Genomic DNA, 17,261 nt, shown 5'->3' with positions numbered 1-17,261 from the left:
ATAAACGGCAAAAATCATTATAATAAAATGATGGAAATATGTTAAATATAGAATCTTTAAAATCCTGCAACCTCATCCTCCTCGAAGCCATCTCCGGCAGCCGCGCTTTCGGGTTGGCTACGGAAAACTCAGATACCGATATCCGCGGTGTATATTATGTACCGAAAGAAAATTTCTTCGGACTGAACCATGTTCCACAGGTTTCCAATGAAACGAATGATATTACGTATTATGAAATCGGGAGGTTTGTAGAGCTGTTGCAGAAAAACAACCCGAATATCCTGGAAGTGCTGGCGAGTCCGGAAGACTGTATCCAATATAAACATCCACTGATGGATCTGCTGAAACCGGAAGATTTCCTTTCCAAATTATGCAAAGATACCTTTGCGGGGTATGCGATTTCCCAGATCAAAAAAGCAAAAGGGCTCAATAAAAAAATCCTGAACCCGATTGACAAGGAACGGAAATCCATTCTTGATTTTTGTTATATTTTGCAGGAGCAAGGATCGGTTCCGCTGAAAAAATGGCTTTCAGAAAATGGGAAAGTCCAGGAGGAATGCGGCCTGGTAAGCATTGACAATACCAAAGGAATATTTGCCCTTTTCTATGATGAATCAGGAGAGTTGAACTATAAAGGAATTATGCAGCATGAAGAAGCCAACCAGGTTTCGGTTTCATCGGTGCCGAAAGAAGAAAAGCCGTTGGCGTATCTGTTCTGTAACCTTGATGCCTACTCTACCTACTGCAAAGACTACCGGGAATACTGGAAATGGGTGTCGGAGCGGAATGAAGACCGCTACAATGTCAATCAGAACCACGGGCAGAACTATGACAGCAAGAATATGATGCATACCATCCGTCTGCTGCAGTCCTGTGAAGAGATTTTAAAAACAAATTCTTTAAACATCCGCGTTAAAAACCGGGATGAATTACTGAACATCAAATCCGGAAACTGGCCGTATGAACAGGTCATGAAAAAGGCTGAAGGCCTGATCCGATCGATTGAGCATTACCATTCGGTTTCTACACTTCCTGAAATGCCGGACCTTGAGAAAACGACAAAGCTTCTGGTAGAAATACGGCAAGAACTGTATGAAAATAAATAAAGCTCCGGGATCCGGAGCTTTATCGTATATGCTTGTTTAAGATGGTAAAAATTATTTAACCAATTTAATGTCAATCGCAGAAAATCCTTTAGGTGATCTCTCTTTTTCAAATGATACTTTGTTACCTTTCTTTACGAGTTCAGTACAGTTGTTGCTATGGAAGAAAATATTTTCTTTCGATTTGTCTTCCGTGATGAAACCGTATCCTTTTTCACTGAAGAAGGTAACAATTCCTGTTTTTCTGATTTCTTCCGCTTCAATCGGAGCAGCACCCAACTGGATGTTTTCAAGATCTATTTCAATCTTCTCTACATGATCAGGAGGTGTTGAAGTAAGCTGGCCGTTTGCATCTACGTACATTAACATGTCATCAAGGCCTTTTCCTTTGTTGTTGCTCGTTTTACGCTCTTCACGTTTCTGAGCCTTTTCTTTTGCTTTTTGAACTTTTTTCTTGAAATTTTCTTTTTTAGAGAAAGAATCCGCCATATATTTTTTAGTATTAATTTCTAATTTATTTGTTTTTTACAGCCTACGAGAACATCTGGAAAAATGCCATTCAGTCATTTCAATACAGATTCAGGAAGTAATATTATTAAAGGTTTCTGAGTGCTTTTATCAATGTGAGTGCCTTCTGAAATTATGTAAGGCAAATAAAAATTAACCCGGAATAAAATAAGATCTTCTCAACGATCACAGGAGTAAAGACAGAGATTTCTTTTAATAAGTATACAAAGATACGAAAAATTATGCTTTCCTGCAAATGATATTGTATTCAAACTATTGAAATTCAATTTATTTATTAGCGAGGAAACTTAGCCCATCTCTGGTTAGGATCTTTTTAGTTTAGAGTCTGTTCAGAATACAGTCTATCATTCTACATAGGATTTTAAATCTTAATTTTATACATGCGTGCGGATTGAACAGATTTATTTGTATGTGCGTAATCACCATAATCTGCGAGAGATTATTTCACAGCTGACTTAAACAGTCCCTTGGCTACTTAGTCACTGATCTATTGATTCCTATAACATCAGGGCATTACTTGTTCTTCTTCAGAATATAATAAATTGCTTTGTCTTTTTCATCATTCATGGTATAGGCAAACTGAAAGGAAAAGCCGTTGGCAGACATAAAATTAAGCGCATCCATCATGGAATTAAACTTCATATTTCTGCCTCTGTCATCTTTAATGTTGGTGCCGTTTTTAAAAGAAATGGACTTTGTTTCCTGTCCGAAATCTATTTCCACATTGACTTTCGTGCTTAACGAGCGTCCTGTTCCTATGATCTGGATATAGTCAACATCGATGTCTTTTATTGGTACATCGTTTACGGTCTGGGCAAAAGCAACTTGGGTCATGGCTAATGTCACGAAAAAGGTAAGCATTTTATTTTTCAAAATATTTAATTTGATTTAAAGGGATTGAACTTGGGTAAAAGGTATGGGCAATGAGTAAGGTAGCCTGTTTTGTTTTCCGGTCAAGAGAAACAATTCCCTTGCCGGAAATGTATAACAGCTGTTTTTTCGAATTGATTTCAATATTGGAGACGGGATATAAAGAAGGATCAATCGGAGCCTCAAAATTAATTGCTCCTTTAGAATCCACGACAAATATTTTATCTTTCGTGTATCCTGTAATTTCATTCTGATTGGCGGGATGCCAGGTTTTTATAAGGCCTGTCCTCTCGAATATCCATTTTTCTTTCCCGGATTTGGAGTCAATGGCAATGAGTGCTGTTTTGCTTTCATTCTCGGATTGTTTACAGACAATCAAAAGATTACCGAGCAGAGCGGTCTGGTCATCTCCCAGGGCCGGATATTTCTCCGACTGGTAGGTCCATTCAAAAAACTGATCATTCTTCGCATAATTGCTGCCCGGGTCAGAATTGTTCCCGGCTTTGACAAATCCGTCTTTATTAACCTCGCAGGCATAAAACCTACCCTCGTTATCACCAAACAGCAGACGATTCCCGGAAGTCTGCATCTGTACATATAACGTATGGTCAAATGATGCATTCTCATTAATGCCGTTCCTGTCTGACCCGGACTGATAATGGAGGTCCAGAAATACGGCAGAATTAACGTACATATTTCCTTTATTTTCCACAGGCTGGAAATAATTGTAATTGGTCGAATTTGGATTGGTCCGTATCACGTTGCCGTTTTTCGCATCAACCACAAAAAAATCAGATTTGAAAGTCTCCGGCCTGCCTGCCGATGCAATGTATACCCTATTGCCGGAAACCAATGGTCTTGACATAAAAATGGGCCCCAAATACCTGTCGGAATAATCTTTATCCGGATCCGTGTTACCCGCATTATCCGTAGCCCGATAGGAAGGATTTATGAAATTATGGTCCCATATCACCTTTCCGGAATTAATATTGACACCGATCAGCCTTCCGCTTTCAAACGGCATATAAATTTTTTCTGTATCATACGTAAAACGGTTGCGGTTACCTAATGTATCTTCTTTGGAAACATACTGCCAGGTCAGTTTTTTGGTCTCAAGATTAAAATTAAATAATTTCCCTTTGCTGGAAACAATCAGCGTTTCGTTCGGCACCACGACTTTAAGTGAATCCTTTTCGGAAGAATTACAGCCTACTAAAATTGTCAATAATGCAGTTACCAGGATTTTTCTCATATTTTTTTTGGATTGATTATTAATTTTTGACAAAATGAGAACTACCTTATTTTTTAACCACCTTTCCGCTGCTGTACACTACATATTCATCTCCACCGTCCTTCTGCAATACCACTTTCCCGTTTACAAACTCTGAGGTGAATGTAAATTCAGGCTGAACAATGATTTCATCCTTGAAATTTCTAAGGCCCCACCGCTGCGGTTCTTTCATATAAAAAAACAAACCGTCTCCCGCATAAGAAGCGCCCTGATATTTCGGCGGTATCAGTACTTTACCGGAAGTATCGGCAAACCCGTTTTTCCCGTCTTTATTAATGACTAACAGATTATCTTTGGCATGATCTATCCAATCATACACAGGTGGCAGAATCTCCTGGCCTTTATCATTTACCATTCCTTTTTTATCCAGTGACACTTCACATAAACCATTGACAAAGCCAATTGACAATCCTGAGTATTTTGTAGCCACCATAATCTTACCTTTCTTGTTGATAAGGCCCAGATGCGGCTCATCCTGATTGTCTGTCAGACGATAGACACTTGCGTAATCGTTGCCCTCAAAATAAGCGGATTCATAAAAAGGGTCTTCACTGATCCAGGCATCATCTGCTTTGCTGTAATGTCCCTTTACCTGTTTTCCGAAATCATTTGTTACAGTCTTTTTTGAGGCTGCAGCTTCTACCGGTTCCTCTTTTTTCTGCGGTTCAGCATCCTTGTTTTTTTGCTGACAGGATATGAATACGGACATGAGACAAGTGATGGCAATTTCTTTCATACTCTTTTTTTATAAAGATAAAAAAAATGTGGTATAAAATTCAGATAATAAAAAATCCCCCGAAAGATTCGGGGGATTCTATTATATTTATAGGTAAGAATTTATCTTAAGCTTCAGTTGAAGGATTCTGATCTGCATCTCCTGCAGGCTTGTCACCTTCAGGTCTTCTTTCACCCTGAGGTCTTTCAGATCTGTTTTGCCCTCCAGGTCTCGCCGGTCTGTCAGGTCTGTTTTGTCCTTCAGGTCTTCCCTGACCTTCCTGTCTTGGTTTTCCTTCCGGTCTGGGAGGTCTTGGCAAAAGTACTTTTCTGGAAAGCTTCATTTTTTTACGGTCATCATATCCCATAAATTTCACTTCCACTTCATCGCCCTCATTATAAGGAACTTTATCTAAACGTGACCATTCAATTTCAGAAATATGAAGAAGGCCTTCCGTTCCTTTCGCAATCGCTACAAATGCTCCGAAATCCATTACCTTCACCACTTTACCATTGTATACTTCTCCTACTACCGGTACAAAAGTAATTTCGTTGATTTTAGCAATCGCTTCATTAATTTTATCCCTGCTTACACCGGAAATTTCAATTCTTCCGATTTCACCGATTTCTTCAATAGCAATTACGGTATCTGTATCTTTCTGCATCTGCTGGATAATTTTTCCTCCAGGTCCGATTACAGCACCGATGAATTCCTTAGGGATTTCCATCATAACCATTTTCGGAGCGTGAGGTTTCACATCTTCTCTTGGCTGTGCAATGGTTTCCGTAATTTTATTTAAAATATGAAGTCTTCCGTCTTTAGCCTGTAAAAGCGCTTTCTCCATAATATCCATCGATAATCCCTGGATTTTAATATCCATCTGGCATGCAGTAATTCCGTCTGCCGTTCCGGTTACTTTAAAGTCCATATCACCTAAATGGTCTTCGTCTCCCAAAATATCGGAAAGTACGGTAAATTTACCTGTCTTCACATCAGTTACCAATCCCATGGCGATACCGGAAACAGGTTTTGAAATCTGAATCCCTGCATCCATTAATGCCAATGTTCCTGCGCAAACCGTTGCCATAGAAGAAGAACCGTTAGATTCCAGGATATCGGAAACAATACGGATCGTATATGGGTTTTCTTCAGGAATCATGTTTGCTAAAGCTCTCTGGGCCAGGTTTCCATGCCCTACTTCTCTCCTTGAAGTTCCTCTTAAAGGTCTTGCTTCACCTGTAGAGAACGGCGGGAAGTTATAATGAAGGAAGAACCTTTCGTCATAGTTCACCATTACGCTGTCTACCATGTTCGCATCTTTTACCGAACCTAAAGTTACAGCAGTAAGAGACTGGGTTTCCCCTCTCGTAAAGATAGCGGAACCGTGAGCACCCGGTAAATAATCGATTTCGCTCCAGATCGGTCTGATGGTTTCAGGATCACGTCCGTCAAGACGGATTTTATCGTTGATGATCATCTGACGCATCGCTTCTTTTTCCACATCGTGGTAGTATACTTTTGCAAACGGCGTTACTCTTTCCAGTTCTTCAGGATGATCTACATACTGCGCTAAAAATTCAGCCAAAACAGCTTTGAATTTCTCGCCTCTTTCTTCTTTTCCTGAAGGCGTTTTCGCTACTTCATATACTTTATCGTATGTTTCTTTCCACACTTTTTCACGGATGGCTTCATCGTGGTTTTCGTGGCTGTATTCTCTTTTAGGGAAAGACTTTCCTACTTTCTCAGCAAGTCTTTCCTGCGCTTCCACCTGCTTTTTGATCTCTGCATGGGCAAACTGGATGGCTTCAAGCATTTCTGCTTCGGTAATTTCTTTCATCTCACCTTCTACCATCACGATAGAATCCTTTGTCGCTCCTACCATAATATCAAGGTCGGAATCTTTAAGGTCCGCATAGTTAGGATTGATGGAAAGTTCACCGTTGATTCTTACAACCCTTACTTCAGACATTGGTCCGTTGAAAGGAATATCGGTAATTGCAATCGCTGAAGAAGCGGCAAGACCTGCCAAATCATCAGGAATCGACTGTCCGTCATAAGAAATTAATGAAATCATCACTTGAACTTCCGCATGGAAATCATCAGGGAATAACGGTCGTAGCACCCGGTCTACCAAACGCATGGTCAGGATTTCCTGGTCTGACGGTCTGGCTTCTCTTCTGAAGAAATTTCCCGGTATTTTACCACCTGCGTAGAATTTTTCTCTGTAATCTACCGTTAAGGGTAAAAAATCTACACCTGGGTTGGCTTCTTTGTTGGCTACAACCGTTGCTAAAAGCATGGTTCCACCCATTTTAACGACAACAGATCCGTCAGCCTGCTTTGCTAATTTTCCTGTTTCAATTGTGATTTCTCTGCCGTCTGCAAGAGTAATCAGCTCTGTAATTGCTTGAGGTACACTCATAAATTGTTTTGTGTTGCACTCCGTATTGAGCGCTTTAATATTTATATTTCGTCTAAATTATCGTCTGCAAATTTAATGTAATTATTTGGATAAAAGCATTTCTCCGCATCAAAATCCATATCAAAAGACTCAGCCGGCTGTCTTTTCAGTAAAAAATTAAGGATTTAAATCATAATTATACGGCCTGGATTTTTCACTTATTTGTAAAACCAACTCCGCTTCATTTTCAGGATATAAAAAAAGCAATCTCTTTCGGGATTGCTTTATTTTAAAATCTTTGTAGATTATTTTCTTAAACCAAGTTCAGCAATAATTGCTCTGTATCTTGTAATATCTTTTTTCTTAAGATAATCTAATAAACTTTTTCTTTTACCTACAAGTTTCACCAAAGATCTCTCCGTGTTGAAATCATGACGATTAGCCTTTAAATGCTGAGATAAGTGGTTAATTCTGAAAGTAAATAGAGCTACCTGTCCTTCAGCAGTCCCTGTGTCTTGTGCAGATTTTCCATGTTTTGCGAAAATTTCTGCTTTTTTTTCTGTTGTTAAGTACATTCCAATATTGTTTAATGATTATTATGTAACGGCTGCAAAAGTACAACTATTTATTGATTCGGCAAAAAGTAATTTGAAATTTACCAATACAACTCTAAAAATGTCATTTAATAAAGACCTTTAACAAAACATGCAATGATATATTTCAGCTGTAAGCGGCTACCACAAAAAAATAATTTTAGTAGTTTTATATTATTAAAGAATCAGATTGCTAAAAAAGAAATTTAAAAACGGTCATTATCTGAACCAGACAAGCACAAACATTTAAAATATGAATATGAACGAGGAAATTAAAAAAGCTTCAGAAAGATGGATTAACGAAGGAAAAGAAACAAAATCAGCCATTAACAACTGGATTGATACCCTGTATCTTAAAAATGAGCAGCCTCCGGAACCGTGTCCGGAAGAAACGCGTAAAGATATGGCTGAATTTGTACTGGAAAAACTGGCAGAATATAATGCGGCAGGCAAATATAATGAGTTCAGAGAATTATTCCCGCCTGACAACGATCCCCTGAAAGACGTTCTTTACGAAGAAAACCGATGGGAAGAGATACGTAAGGTAGCCTTTCTGCCGGATGAAAGAATTGCCGTAAAATTTGGAGATTGCCGGGAAGACGATGGAGTTTATGTAATCAATGATGGCCACATTTCTTTAATCGAAGATTTGTTCGGATTCGGATTCAGCCATGACAAAAAATATTTCGCAAAAGTCTATGAAACCCGGATCGATGTACATGAAGGCTGGGATGGAAAGATCATCCGGACGTTTTCTCTTCCGAATCATACCCAACTTCAGTATCTGATGTATGAGGGCGTGGAGGTTCTTCCCGACGGAAACAGTGTGATTCTCGTCACGCACTTCGGAATATTCCTGATCAACGAAAATGGTTTCGAACTCATTCACGGAGGGATTATAGGCTATGACGATGATACAGACAACAGCGACGGACCGGAGAAACCTGAGACCGTTCCTGCCGAAGCAAAATGGAATGCCGGTGAAAACGAATGGGAACTCGGTGAAAAAAATGCCAGGGGGAACAATGTCGGTAAGTGGAGATGGTGGCTCGCTCCCAACGGACACCTGTGCTGCGAGACTGAATTTCATGGTGAAGACGAAAACGTTTTTTCATTTACCCGCTTTCATCCCGACGGAACCCCCTCAAGAAAAGGCGTATATGTAAATGGCCAGCCCAGCGGAAAAATCAGCTGGTACAAAAGTGACAACCCGACCATGGAACAGTATCCTTACAGAAATGCAGGAGAAAATGTTTACGAAACGGTTCAGGTCATTAAGGGTGGCTACTGCGTGGAAGAATATTATTATGATAAGGAGGGCCGGGAGGTTCAGGAACCTTATATCAGCAATGCTGAAGCTTCAGAACTTGTACAGCAGATGTCGGTTCTTGATCATATGTTTGAAAACAAAGACTGGAATAATCTTTTAAAAGAATCCGAAAAAGCTTTGACCAGTAAAATTGCCGAAAACCACAAGGAAGACCTGATGAGATTGCTTTACTTTAATGCTTTTTCCGCTTCTCAAATTAATCAGGAAACTTCAGCATCTGCTACTGAAGAAAACCTGGAAAAACTTCTTGATCTTCACGATTTCCAAATCTGGAGTTTCCTGGACGAGCACAAACATCTTACAGAAGCGGTTGACTTTGCCAAAAAAATTCTCGGTGTGAAAGATGAAGAAGAGGAAGAAGAAAAGCCTAAAGCACCTGATTATGAATATCTCGACTATCCTCACGCAGCTGTTTCACCTGACGGTAAATACATTGCCGTCGGCTCACAGGACAGCTCGCATATTGTTTTGGTTTTGAAAGACGGCAAGTACCAGCAGACCGCGACCATAGAACCCCGCTCATCCTATCCCAATATTGCCTGTTTTAATTACAGAAACGAAGTTGGCCCTCTGCTGGCTTTAGGCTCCTGCCACTTTAACCAGAGCGGATCTCTTGTTGCTTTTGTAGATGAAATTGAAGGACTCCGCGCTTCGGGATGGGATCTTGACAGCGAATCGATTTATGTTTTAGACGATCAAAAGTGGATCTTCAGCATGCTTGATTCCGGAATCGGATTTTTTCTCGGCTGTAATGACGGTTATATTTGGGTAAAATGGGCTCATACTAATGCTCCGGTTTATATTCACATCGGAGGCACGGTAACGAGTATGGATTTTTCTGCAGACCGTACAGAGCTTTTGGTAGGGACCCATTCAGGACAGGTAATTGTTTTAAAATTCAGAAAAGATATGCCCGCCATACCGGAGGAGAATACAACAGGCCGTGTTGACCCTTACTTAATCACCAATATGTCGGTTGAAGATAAAAAACGGTATGTATTTCCAAAAGAATCGGAACCGTTGGTTTGGTAAGTTCCAGAACCTTTACATTATTTACAGCAACTTGTTTTCAGGTTGCTGTTTTATTAAATCTGGGCTTTGAAAACATTATCGATTTCATAAATCAAAATTGATAGAAAAAAATGTTAATTATTTCTTAAAAAAATATTTTTTTCAGGTTAAAAGGCAGTAATTTTGCATACCCTATTAGTGATGAGAAAATTTATAATCTTTGCCACCTTTACTGCTATTCTTTTTACAGGCATTTCTGTGAAAGCACAGAAAAAAAATGATCATGGAGTTCGGAAAGTCCTGTACTTCAATCCCCAGGTGGATCCTGACATCGAAGAGATCAAGGAGCCTACCAATACCGCCTTCTTCAGTGCCGTTTCAGATAATTTAAGCGAAAGGAAAAACAAAATGCTTAAAACCGAAGTTCAGGTTCCTTTTGACAGTATCGACAAACAGACAATTTCTGATTACTGTATGAATAATGATGCCGATTTTGCTGTAGTTCCCAAAGTAAAATATTTTAAAGTAGGGATCGGCAAATATGTTTTCTCCAACCAGGTTATTGTCAGCATGAAACTTTTTGATGCCGAAGGAAATCTTCTCACCGAAAGCGATTATGATACGTATAAAAAGAATATGCGGCTTCTGGGCTCTACCACGAACTCTGTAAAAATCGGAACCCACGGAGCCATTAAAGATATACTGAAACAATTACGGAAAATAAAGCCTTCATCGGAAGTGGGGTTTTAATCCTGTTGACACTCGTTATCTAGAATAATTTTATCTACTGTTTTATCGGTATTTCAAAGCGTATTTTAAAAATATTATGCATTACATTTAATTTTATTATTTAAAATCACAAAAACGTGAATAATATAAATTATTTTATTAATTTAGTATAACAATTCATTCAACCTATCTCAAACAAACTTCTTCAGGCATCTGCATTTCTTGCAGATGTTTTTTATTGTTGTAATAACTTTTGAAATTTAATAAATCCTTAAATTTTACGGTTCACTGGTCAGTCTTAAAAATTTGAATTATTTTTGCATATCTAAAAAATTACGTTTTGAATTCCAGAGACGAACTGACCTTCAATCCAGCCGATATTGCCGAAACTCTCAGTGAACTACACGCTGATGAGAGGCTTCTGGCGTTTCTGAAAGTTCCGAAAGAATACAAAGCTGACGTTTTTTCTCACCTAAACCCTGATTTCCAGGAAGAAACCATCCGGAGTATCGGAAGCGATGAGGTTTCAGAGATCCTGAATGCGATGACCCCGGATGACCGGACTGCGCTGTTCGAGGATTTCCCTGACGAGCTTATCAAATATTCTATCAACCATCTCAATCCCCAGGAAAGAAGGATTGCCTTAAAACTGCTGGGCTATGATTCCGATTCCATTGCACGTCTGATGACGCCTTATTATATCCAGATCCGTAAAGAATGGACAATTAAAAGATGCCTTCAGCAGATTAAAAAAGTAGGAAGCAAGGTGGAAACCATGAACTATCTGTATGTGGTGGATGAAAGAAACCGCCTGATTGATGATATTGCACTGGGAAGCCTTTTGCTTGCGGAAGAAGATACCCTGGTTTCAGAAATTACCGATAACCAGTTTGTTGCCATCGCAACCACGGTGTCTAAGGAAGATGCTGTTCAGTATTTTGAAAAATATGACAGAGCGGCACTCCCGATTGTTACTGAAGCCGGCGTTCTGGTAGGCATTGTAACGATTGACGACATCCTGGATCAGATCGAACATCAGAATACGGAAGATATCCAGAAATTCGGAGGTCTGGAAGCCCTGGATGATCCATATACACAAACTTCACTGATTGAAATGGTGAAAAAAAGAGGTATGTGGCTGATTATCCTTTTTTTCTCTGAAATGCTCACCGCTTCTGCAATGGGCTATTTTGAAGACGAGATCCAGAAAGCGGTTGTTCTGGCTTTATTTGTACCTTTGATTATTTCTAGCGGCGGAAATTCAGGTTCGCAGGCTGCTACACTGATCATCAGGGCAATGGCCCTTCAGGAAATCGGTCTGAAAGACTGGTGGTATGTGATGAAAAAAGAAATTTTCACAGGACTTTTCCTCGGCGGAATCTTAGGGATCATTGGTTTTTTAAGAATTATGGTCTGGCATAAAGCAGGCCTTTTCGATTACGGCATTCACTGGACGTATGTAGGGCTAAGCGTAGGCGTTTCTCTGGTAATGATTGTGTTGTGGGGAACACTTTCAGGCTCTATGGTGCCTTTTATCCTTAAAAAATTAAAGCTCGATCCGGCCACTTCTTCTGCCCCTTTTGTGGCAACGCTCGTAGATGTTACCGGTTTAATTATTTATTTTTCCGTAGCGGGCCTTTTCTTAACGGGTAAACTTTTGTAATTTTAGAGCACCTCTAAAATACGATTATGAAAGTTGTTTCTCTGGTTCCCTCAATTACTGAGGTATTATTTGATTTGGGCTTAACTGAAAATGAAGTGATCGGAAGAACCAAATTCTGTATTCATCCTGAAGAAAAGGTAAAAAACATATCCATTATCGGCGGGACGAAAAACATTAATATTGATAAAATTAAATCTCTACAGCCCGACCTTATTCTGGCTAATAAAGAAGAGAATATTAAGGAGCAGGTAGAAGCGTTGATGGATGATTATAAGGTAATCGTAACCAATGTTGAAAATATCGAAGACAATTATTATCTGCTTAAACACTTGGGCACTCTTCTTAATAAGGAAGATAAAGCACAGCTTTTCAATTTAAAAATTTATGAGGTTCTTCAGGCAAAAATCAGCTCCAAGATCAAAGTTGCTTACCTCATCTGGAACAACCCTTATATGACCATCGGTTCAGATACCTTTATCCATAAAATCCTTGAAGAAATCGGTTTTGAAAATATTTTTAAAGACAGAATCCGCTATCCCGAAATCCAGACTGAGGACTTGGCTGATGCTGACCTGATCATGCTGTCTTCCGAACCATTCCCTTTTAAAGAAAAGCATATTGAAGAGCTGAAAGCATTTTATCCTGATAAAAAAATTATGATCGTAGACGGCGAAGCATTTTCATGGTACGGAACGCATCTTGCGAAATGTGAAGATTATTTTAAGGAGTTGATTGCTGAGGTTGAATCGATTAAAATTTAATTCTGAATATTATTAATAAGTTTAAGCTAAAGACAATTTTATGGTGGAATTTTTAGACTAGGCTAAAGCCCATTCCTATTGACCCACTTAATACAAAAAACTCCGCTTCAATAGAACCGGAGTTTATATTTTATTTTTATAAATTCAATTATAAAATCTTAGACACCTCATTACAAAGCCATTCCAGTAATTCTTTGTCTTCTGCAGTGAAAGGATCTACCGTATGGGAATCAATATCAATTTGTCCGATATTCTGTCCATCTTTAAAGATAGGGACTACAATTTCAGCCTTGGTATCAATAGAACAGCTCAGGTAATTGCTCTCTTCCTTTACATCCGGCACAACAAATGTTTCATTGGAAACCGCTACCTGCCCGCAAATACCTTTTCCGTAAGGAATAATTGTGTGATCTGTTGGTGCTCCCACGTAAGGCCCTAGCTTCAATTCGTCCTTATCCCCATTTTTAAAGTAAAAACCCGTCCAGTTAAAATAGGAAACCTCCTGGTCTAAAAGGTGGCATACTTTCTCAAGTTTTTCTTCTGTATTGTGTTTAGGACTTTCAAGGATTGATAAAAGCCTTTTTTTTAATTCTGACATTGTATATTTTTTTTAAGAGAATTGTTTTAAGGAAAGTTCTTCTTTGTAGCCGAACATTCCGCGTTCTTTGATCATTTCTGCAACACCTTCCGGCAACTGGTTTTCCCAGCCTGTGATATTGCACCCTATTTTTTTCAAAATATCTCTTGAATAAATTTCCAGAAATTCCGGATTGTAATTCTTGATGTCCACAATACGGTCATTATGTTTGAAATATTTATACAGTTCTTTCAGGTTTTCTTCTACTTTTAATGTTGAAGAATCCAGCAGCTCATGGGTTTCAGGATCTTTATAAGGATACAGATATACCCTCATTCCGTTTCTGAAGAATTTTCCGAAAGCTTCAAGAATTCCTCCTGACAAGTTTTTATAGTATTTTTCATCAAACACCATCAGCAGGTTGTTAACGCCCATGGCAACCCCGATATTTCCGTTGGTATAGGAAGCAAAATAATCAATCAGCCTGTAATATTCCGAATAATTTGAAATGATTACTGTATATCCTAATCTTCCCAGAACATCTACCCTGTCCAGGAAATCCCTTTCATCAATATCTCCGTCTGCTCTCAGGTTCGAGATGGTAATTTCAATAAGAACCTCCGTATCTTCCTGTGTGCATATAGCATCTTTCAGGAACATCTCCATCCCGTTTTTCAGCATGTCAATATTCACTTTGGTTACCGGCCTGAAACTTCCTCTTACTGCAAAAATATTTTTTTTGTATAAGATATCTGCAGGAAGCATATTATTGCCTTCAGAATTGAAAATTACAGCATCGGTCATCCCGTGCTTCACCAGCTGCAGAGACATTAGCCTGTTATCGACATATTCAAATCCCGGCCCGCTGAAATCAATCATATCGATTTCAAGATTGTCCTTAGCAACATCATCATACAGGGATTCGATTAAATTCCTCGGATTATCATAATAATGGAATGCCCCGAAGATGAGGTTTACCCCAAGATTCCCCAAGGTTTCCTGCTGTAAAGTAGCATCGTTCTCTTTAAATTTAACATGGATAACAATCTCATTGTAGCCTTCATTTTCTTTCACCTGAAAACGGATCCCGACCCAGCCATGGCCTTTGACCGTCTTATCAAAATTAATGGTGGTAACAGTATTGGCATAAGAAAAAAACTTTCTGTTGGGATTGTTTTCTCTGGAAATTCTTTCTTCAATAAGGGATACTTCATAACGAAGCATTTTACGGAGCCTGTTTTGGGTGACATACCTGTTTTTTACCTCTTTCCCGTAAATTGCATCACTGAAATCTTTGTCGTAGGCTGACATGGCCTTAGCGATTGTACCTGAAGCTCCTCCTGCTCTAAAAAAGTGCCGAACAGTCTCCTGCCCTGCTCCAATTTCCGCGAAAGTACCATAAATAGTAGGATCTAGATTAATTGTTAATGCTTTTTGTTTAGGAGTTAATTTCTGATACATTAGGACATTAAATTTTTCGTAAATTTACCAAAATTAAACCAACCTGAAAAGAAAAAATGAAGTTGAAATTTTTAGGAACGGGAACTTCCCAGGGCGTGCCTGTAATCGGCTGCACCTGCGAAGTCTGCACATCAGAAAACCCCAAAGACAGCCGTCTCCGGTCTTCTGTAATGGTGACTACGGAAGAGCACAGGAAAATACTGATCGACTGCGGTCCGGATTTCAGGCAGCAGATGTTGGCGAATCATGAAAATACCGTAGACCTGACCCTTCTTACCCATGAACATAATGACCACGTTATCGGACTGGATGATATGCGCCCTTTAATTTTCAAGAGCGGAGAAAACATGCCGCTTTACTGCTCCATGAGGGTTGGAAATGAGGTAAAAAAACGTTTCCCGTATGCTTTTGCCGACGTGAGGTATCCCGGAGCCCCCGCTTTTGACCTTCATAATATTGATAATAGGCCGTTTGCGGTACTGGATACAGAAATTACTCCCGTAGAAGTAGTTCACTATCAAATAACTGCTTTGGGGTATAAATTTAAACAGCTGGCTTATATTACCGACGCAGGCTTTATCTCTGATTCGGAAAAAGAAAAGCTTAAGAACCTCGATGTATTGATCGTCAACTGCATCAGAAAATTTGATCCGCATCCTGCGCATTTCATTCTTCCTGATGTCATTGCCTTATTTGAAGAACTGAAACCTGAAAAAATGTTTTTAACCCATATCAGCCATCATTTGGGATTGCATGATGTTGAGGATAAGCTGCTTCCGCAAGGAATGCATCTTGCCTATGACGGTCTGGAAATTAATTTTTAAAATTTTCTTCACAAAAGCTTTCTAATATTGATTAAAGTTTTTATATTTGCACACCAATTTAAAACATGAACACCAGCCCAGGTGGCGGAATTGGTAGACGCGCTGGTCTCAAACACCAGTTCTTAGGAGTACCGGTTCGATCCCGGTCCTGGGTACATATCTTCGCAAACCCTCATCCATAACGGGTTTGCGAATTTTTTCAAAACATTCTCTTGTGCGTTATTTTTTAATCGTGTATAAAAACGTGTAAAAATGAAATCGCATTCTGAAATCAAAGTTACTCCCAGAACATGGGAAAAACCACTCAAATCCAATCTTGAAAAAACGTGGGAAATTTATTACACGTTTTACGACAGGCAGCACCCGGATGGTGTTAAAATTCGTTTTAAAGGTATGAATCGTGCAAAAAGCCTGGAGGAAAAACAGGCTATTACAAAAAGTATGATTGAAAATGAGATTAAAAATCTCCAAAGAGGATTTAATCCAATAATCGGTGAATATGTTGTAGAGGACGAAAATCTTATAACTGAAATTACTCCTTTTATCAAAGCTTGTGAAATTGCTCTTAAATGCTTCCAAGGTGTGGAATCAACAATGATTGACCTAAATAATAGTTTAAAGCACATCCGAAATTATGCTACAATTCTTAGTATTAATAATAAAGATATTAAGTCAGTAAGTAAAGGAGATATAAAACAACTATTGATGAGAATGTCAGTTGACAAACATTCAAATTACAGAGTAAACAAAACGAGAGCTCACTTGTCAAAATTTTTCGCTCATTTTACCGAATTGGATATCTTTCAAGTTAATTTTATTGAAGGAATTTCAAAGCTTGAACATACTTCAAAAAAGAAAAAGATCATAAGAACCGAAGCTGATTGGAAAAAATTCCATAAAATAAAAGATCTTAATTACAGTGTTTATATTTTTCTAAACATATTTCTATATTCAGGCTGTAGATTCGAGGAAATGATACAGATCAAAAAAGAGGACGTCAATCTTGAGAAAAGTTTTTTTTGGATAAATTTAAAGAAAGGCGGAAAACACACAAGGGCAATGAGACCAATAAACATGCATGTCTGGAAATACTGGAAAAGAATTTTCGAAATAGCCCAGCCGCTTCAATATATGTTTAGTTTCGAACAAATGCCGAATGATAATCCTGTTAAAGCTCACAGCTTATATGATTTATCCGGAAAATACTTAAGAAAAGTAGGATTAGATATGACCGGATATGGACTTAAGCATACATTCTTGAATCTTGTATCAAAAGATTTTGGAATATCAAAAGCCGCAGAAATAGCAGGTCACACCAGTACTAAAACAACGGAGAAATATGCTGTTGACTGGCAGGAGCATCAGGTCGAAAGAAATAAAAAGATTGACATCTCTATATAATAA

15 protein-coding genes and 1 tRNA gene are annotated in these 17,261 nt (G+C 38.8%); 8 read left to right on the top strand and 8 right to left on the bottom strand.

Translation table 11 applies throughout. The features are described 5' to 3' along the window. Window positions 1-38 precede the first annotated feature (38 nt). Window positions 39-1,106 (top strand): nucleotidyltransferase domain-containing protein, encoded by a 1,068-nt coding sequence (locus MKJ01_RS05815; RefSeq protein ID WP_241612505.1) that lies wholly within the window; start codon window positions 39-41, stop codon window positions 1,104-1,106. Between the two features lie 51 nt (window positions 1,107-1,157). Here MKJ01_RS05815 and MKJ01_RS05810 read toward each other — a convergent pair whose 3' ends face one another. The 6 genes from MKJ01_RS05810 to rpsO all read right to left on the bottom strand — a co-directional run bounded on the left by MKJ01_RS05810 (window position 1,158) and on the right by rpsO (window position 7,483). Beyond that, entirely contained in the window at window positions 1,158-1,592 is a 435-nt protein-coding gene (locus MKJ01_RS05810; protein WP_241612502.1) for a cold shock domain-containing protein, read from the bottom strand. 552 nt (window positions 1,593-2,144) lie between these two features. Further along, complete coding sequence (locus tag MKJ01_RS05805) at window positions 2,145-2,504, bottom strand: hypothetical protein (protein ID WP_241612500.1); 360 nt, start codon at window positions 2,502-2,504, stop codon at window positions 2,145-2,147. Next, a complete protein-coding gene (locus MKJ01_RS05800) occupies window positions 2,494-3,753 on the bottom strand; it encodes a PQQ-binding-like beta-propeller repeat protein (RefSeq protein WP_241612498.1) in 1,260 nt (419 codons plus the stop codon). Before MKJ01_RS05800 ends, MKJ01_RS05805 begins: the two co-directional genes overlap by 11 nt. A gap of 46 nt (window positions 3,754-3,799) precedes the next feature. After that, window positions 3,800-4,528 carry a WG repeat-containing protein gene (locus tag MKJ01_RS05795; protein WP_241612496.1) on the bottom strand — a complete coding sequence of 243 codons (729 nt, stop codon included), beginning with the start codon at window positions 4,526-4,528 and terminating at the stop codon, window positions 3,800-3,802. A 106-nt stretch (window positions 4,529-4,634) separates the two neighbouring features. Beyond that, a complete protein-coding gene (locus MKJ01_RS05790) occupies window positions 4,635-6,929 on the bottom strand; it encodes a polyribonucleotide nucleotidyltransferase (protein WP_241612494.1) in 2,295 nt (764 codons plus the stop codon). A 284-nt stretch (window positions 6,930-7,213) separates the two neighbouring features. Next, on the bottom strand, window positions 7,214-7,483 hold the full coding sequence (gene rpsO, locus MKJ01_RS05785; RefSeq protein WP_027386233.1) for a 30S ribosomal protein S15: 270 nt from the start codon (window positions 7,481-7,483) through the stop codon (window positions 7,214-7,216). 277 nt (window positions 7,484-7,760) lie between these two features. On the opposite strand from rpsO, the gene MKJ01_RS05780 reads away from it, so the two are divergent. The 4 genes from MKJ01_RS05780 (at window position 7,761) to MKJ01_RS05765 (ending at window position 12,995) form a co-directional block, all read left to right on the top strand. Beyond that, window positions 7,761-9,863, top strand: coding sequence for a hypothetical protein (locus MKJ01_RS05780; protein ID WP_241612491.1), 2,103 nt, complete (start codon window positions 7,761-7,763; stop codon window positions 9,861-9,863). Between the two features lie 180 nt (window positions 9,864-10,043). Then, window positions 10,044-10,592: a hypothetical protein gene (locus MKJ01_RS05775; protein ID WP_241612489.1), complete on the top strand. Its 549-nt coding sequence runs from the start codon at window positions 10,044-10,046 to the stop codon at window positions 10,590-10,592. Window positions 10,593-10,911: 319 nt separating this feature from the next. Then, window positions 10,912-12,234, top strand: a complete 1,323-nt coding sequence (mgtE, locus tag MKJ01_RS05770; protein WP_241612488.1) for a magnesium transporter — start codon at window positions 10,912-10,914, stop codon at window positions 12,232-12,234. Between the two features lie 26 nt (window positions 12,235-12,260). Then, window positions 12,261-12,995, top strand: coding sequence for an ABC transporter substrate-binding protein (locus tag MKJ01_RS05765; RefSeq protein WP_241612487.1), 735 nt, complete (start codon window positions 12,261-12,263; stop codon window positions 12,993-12,995). A gap of 148 nt (window positions 12,996-13,143) precedes the next feature. Here MKJ01_RS05765 and MKJ01_RS05760 read toward each other — a convergent pair whose 3' ends face one another. After that, entirely contained in the window at window positions 13,144-13,593 is a 450-nt protein-coding gene (locus tag MKJ01_RS05760) for a GAF domain-containing protein (protein WP_241612486.1), read from the bottom strand. Between the two features lie 12 nt (window positions 13,594-13,605). After that, entirely contained in the window at window positions 13,606-15,033 is a 1,428-nt protein-coding gene (locus MKJ01_RS05755; RefSeq protein WP_241612485.1) for a hypothetical protein, read from the bottom strand. A gap of 56 nt (window positions 15,034-15,089) precedes the next feature. On the opposite strand from MKJ01_RS05755, the gene MKJ01_RS05750 reads away from it, so the two are divergent. The 3 genes from MKJ01_RS05750 to MKJ01_RS05740 all read left to right on the top strand — a co-directional run bounded on the left by MKJ01_RS05750 (window position 15,090) and on the right by MKJ01_RS05740 (window position 17,258). Then, on the top strand, window positions 15,090-15,857 hold the full coding sequence (locus MKJ01_RS05750) for an MBL fold metallo-hydrolase (protein ID WP_241612484.1): 768 nt from the start codon (window positions 15,090-15,092) through the stop codon (window positions 15,855-15,857). 75 nt (window positions 15,858-15,932) lie between these two features. Then, a tRNA-Leu gene (locus tag MKJ01_RS05745) sits at window positions 15,933-16,012 on the top strand. A 97-nt stretch (window positions 16,013-16,109) separates the two neighbouring features. Beyond that, window positions 16,110-17,258: a site-specific integrase gene (locus MKJ01_RS05740; RefSeq protein ID WP_241612483.1), complete on the top strand. Its 1,149-nt coding sequence runs from the start codon at window positions 16,110-16,112 to the stop codon at window positions 17,256-17,258. Window positions 17,259-17,261 lie beyond the last annotated feature (3 nt).

It is taken from the genome of Chryseobacterium sp. SSA4.19 (assembly GCF_022601875.1).
Taxonomy (GTDB): Bacteria; Bacteroidota; Bacteroidia; order Flavobacteriales; family Weeksellaceae; genus Chryseobacterium.
This window is presented reverse-complemented; position numbering and strand designations above follow the sequence as displayed.

Coding starts and splice junctions, on each gene's coding strand:
- MKJ01_RS05795 (WP_241612496.1), bottom strand. CDS start 4,528: ATGAAAGAAATTGCCATCACTTGTCTCATGTCCGTATTCATATCCTGT.
- rpsO (WP_027386233.1), bottom strand. CDS start 7,483: ATGTACTTAACAACAGAAAAAAAAGCAGAAATTTTCGCAAAACATGGA.
- MKJ01_RS05760 (WP_241612486.1), bottom strand. CDS start 13,593: ATGTCAGAATTAAAAAAAAGGCTTTTATCAATCCTTGAAAGTCCTAAA.
- MKJ01_RS05815 (WP_241612505.1), top strand. CDS start 39: ATGTTAAATATAGAATCTTTAAAATCCTGCAACCTCATCCTCCTCGAA.
- MKJ01_RS05740 (WP_241612483.1), top strand. CDS start 16,110: ATGAAATCGCATTCTGAAATCAAAGTTACTCCCAGAACATGGGAAAAA.
- MKJ01_RS05780 (WP_241612491.1), top strand. CDS start 7,761: ATGAACGAGGAAATTAAAAAAGCTTCAGAAAGATGGATTAACGAAGGA.
- MKJ01_RS05790 (WP_241612494.1), bottom strand. CDS start 6,929: ATGAGTGTACCTCAAGCAATTACAGAGCTGATTACTCTTGCAGACGGC.
- MKJ01_RS05810 (WP_241612502.1), bottom strand. CDS start 1,592: ATGGCGGATTCTTTCTCTAAAAAAGAAAATTTCAAGAAAAAAGTTCAA.
- MKJ01_RS05750 (WP_241612484.1), top strand. CDS start 15,090: ATGAAGTTGAAATTTTTAGGAACGGGAACTTCCCAGGGCGTGCCTGTA.
- MKJ01_RS05765 (WP_241612487.1), top strand. CDS start 12,261: ATGAAAGTTGTTTCTCTGGTTCCCTCAATTACTGAGGTATTATTTGAT.
- MKJ01_RS05755 (WP_241612485.1), bottom strand. CDS start 15,033: ATGTATCAGAAATTAACTCCTAAACAAAAAGCATTAACAATTAATCTA.
- MKJ01_RS05800 (WP_241612498.1), bottom strand. CDS start 3,753: ATGAGAAAAATCCTGGTAACTGCATTATTGACAATTTTAGTAGGCTGT.
- MKJ01_RS05775 (WP_241612489.1), top strand. CDS start 10,044: ATGAGAAAATTTATAATCTTTGCCACCTTTACTGCTATTCTTTTTACA.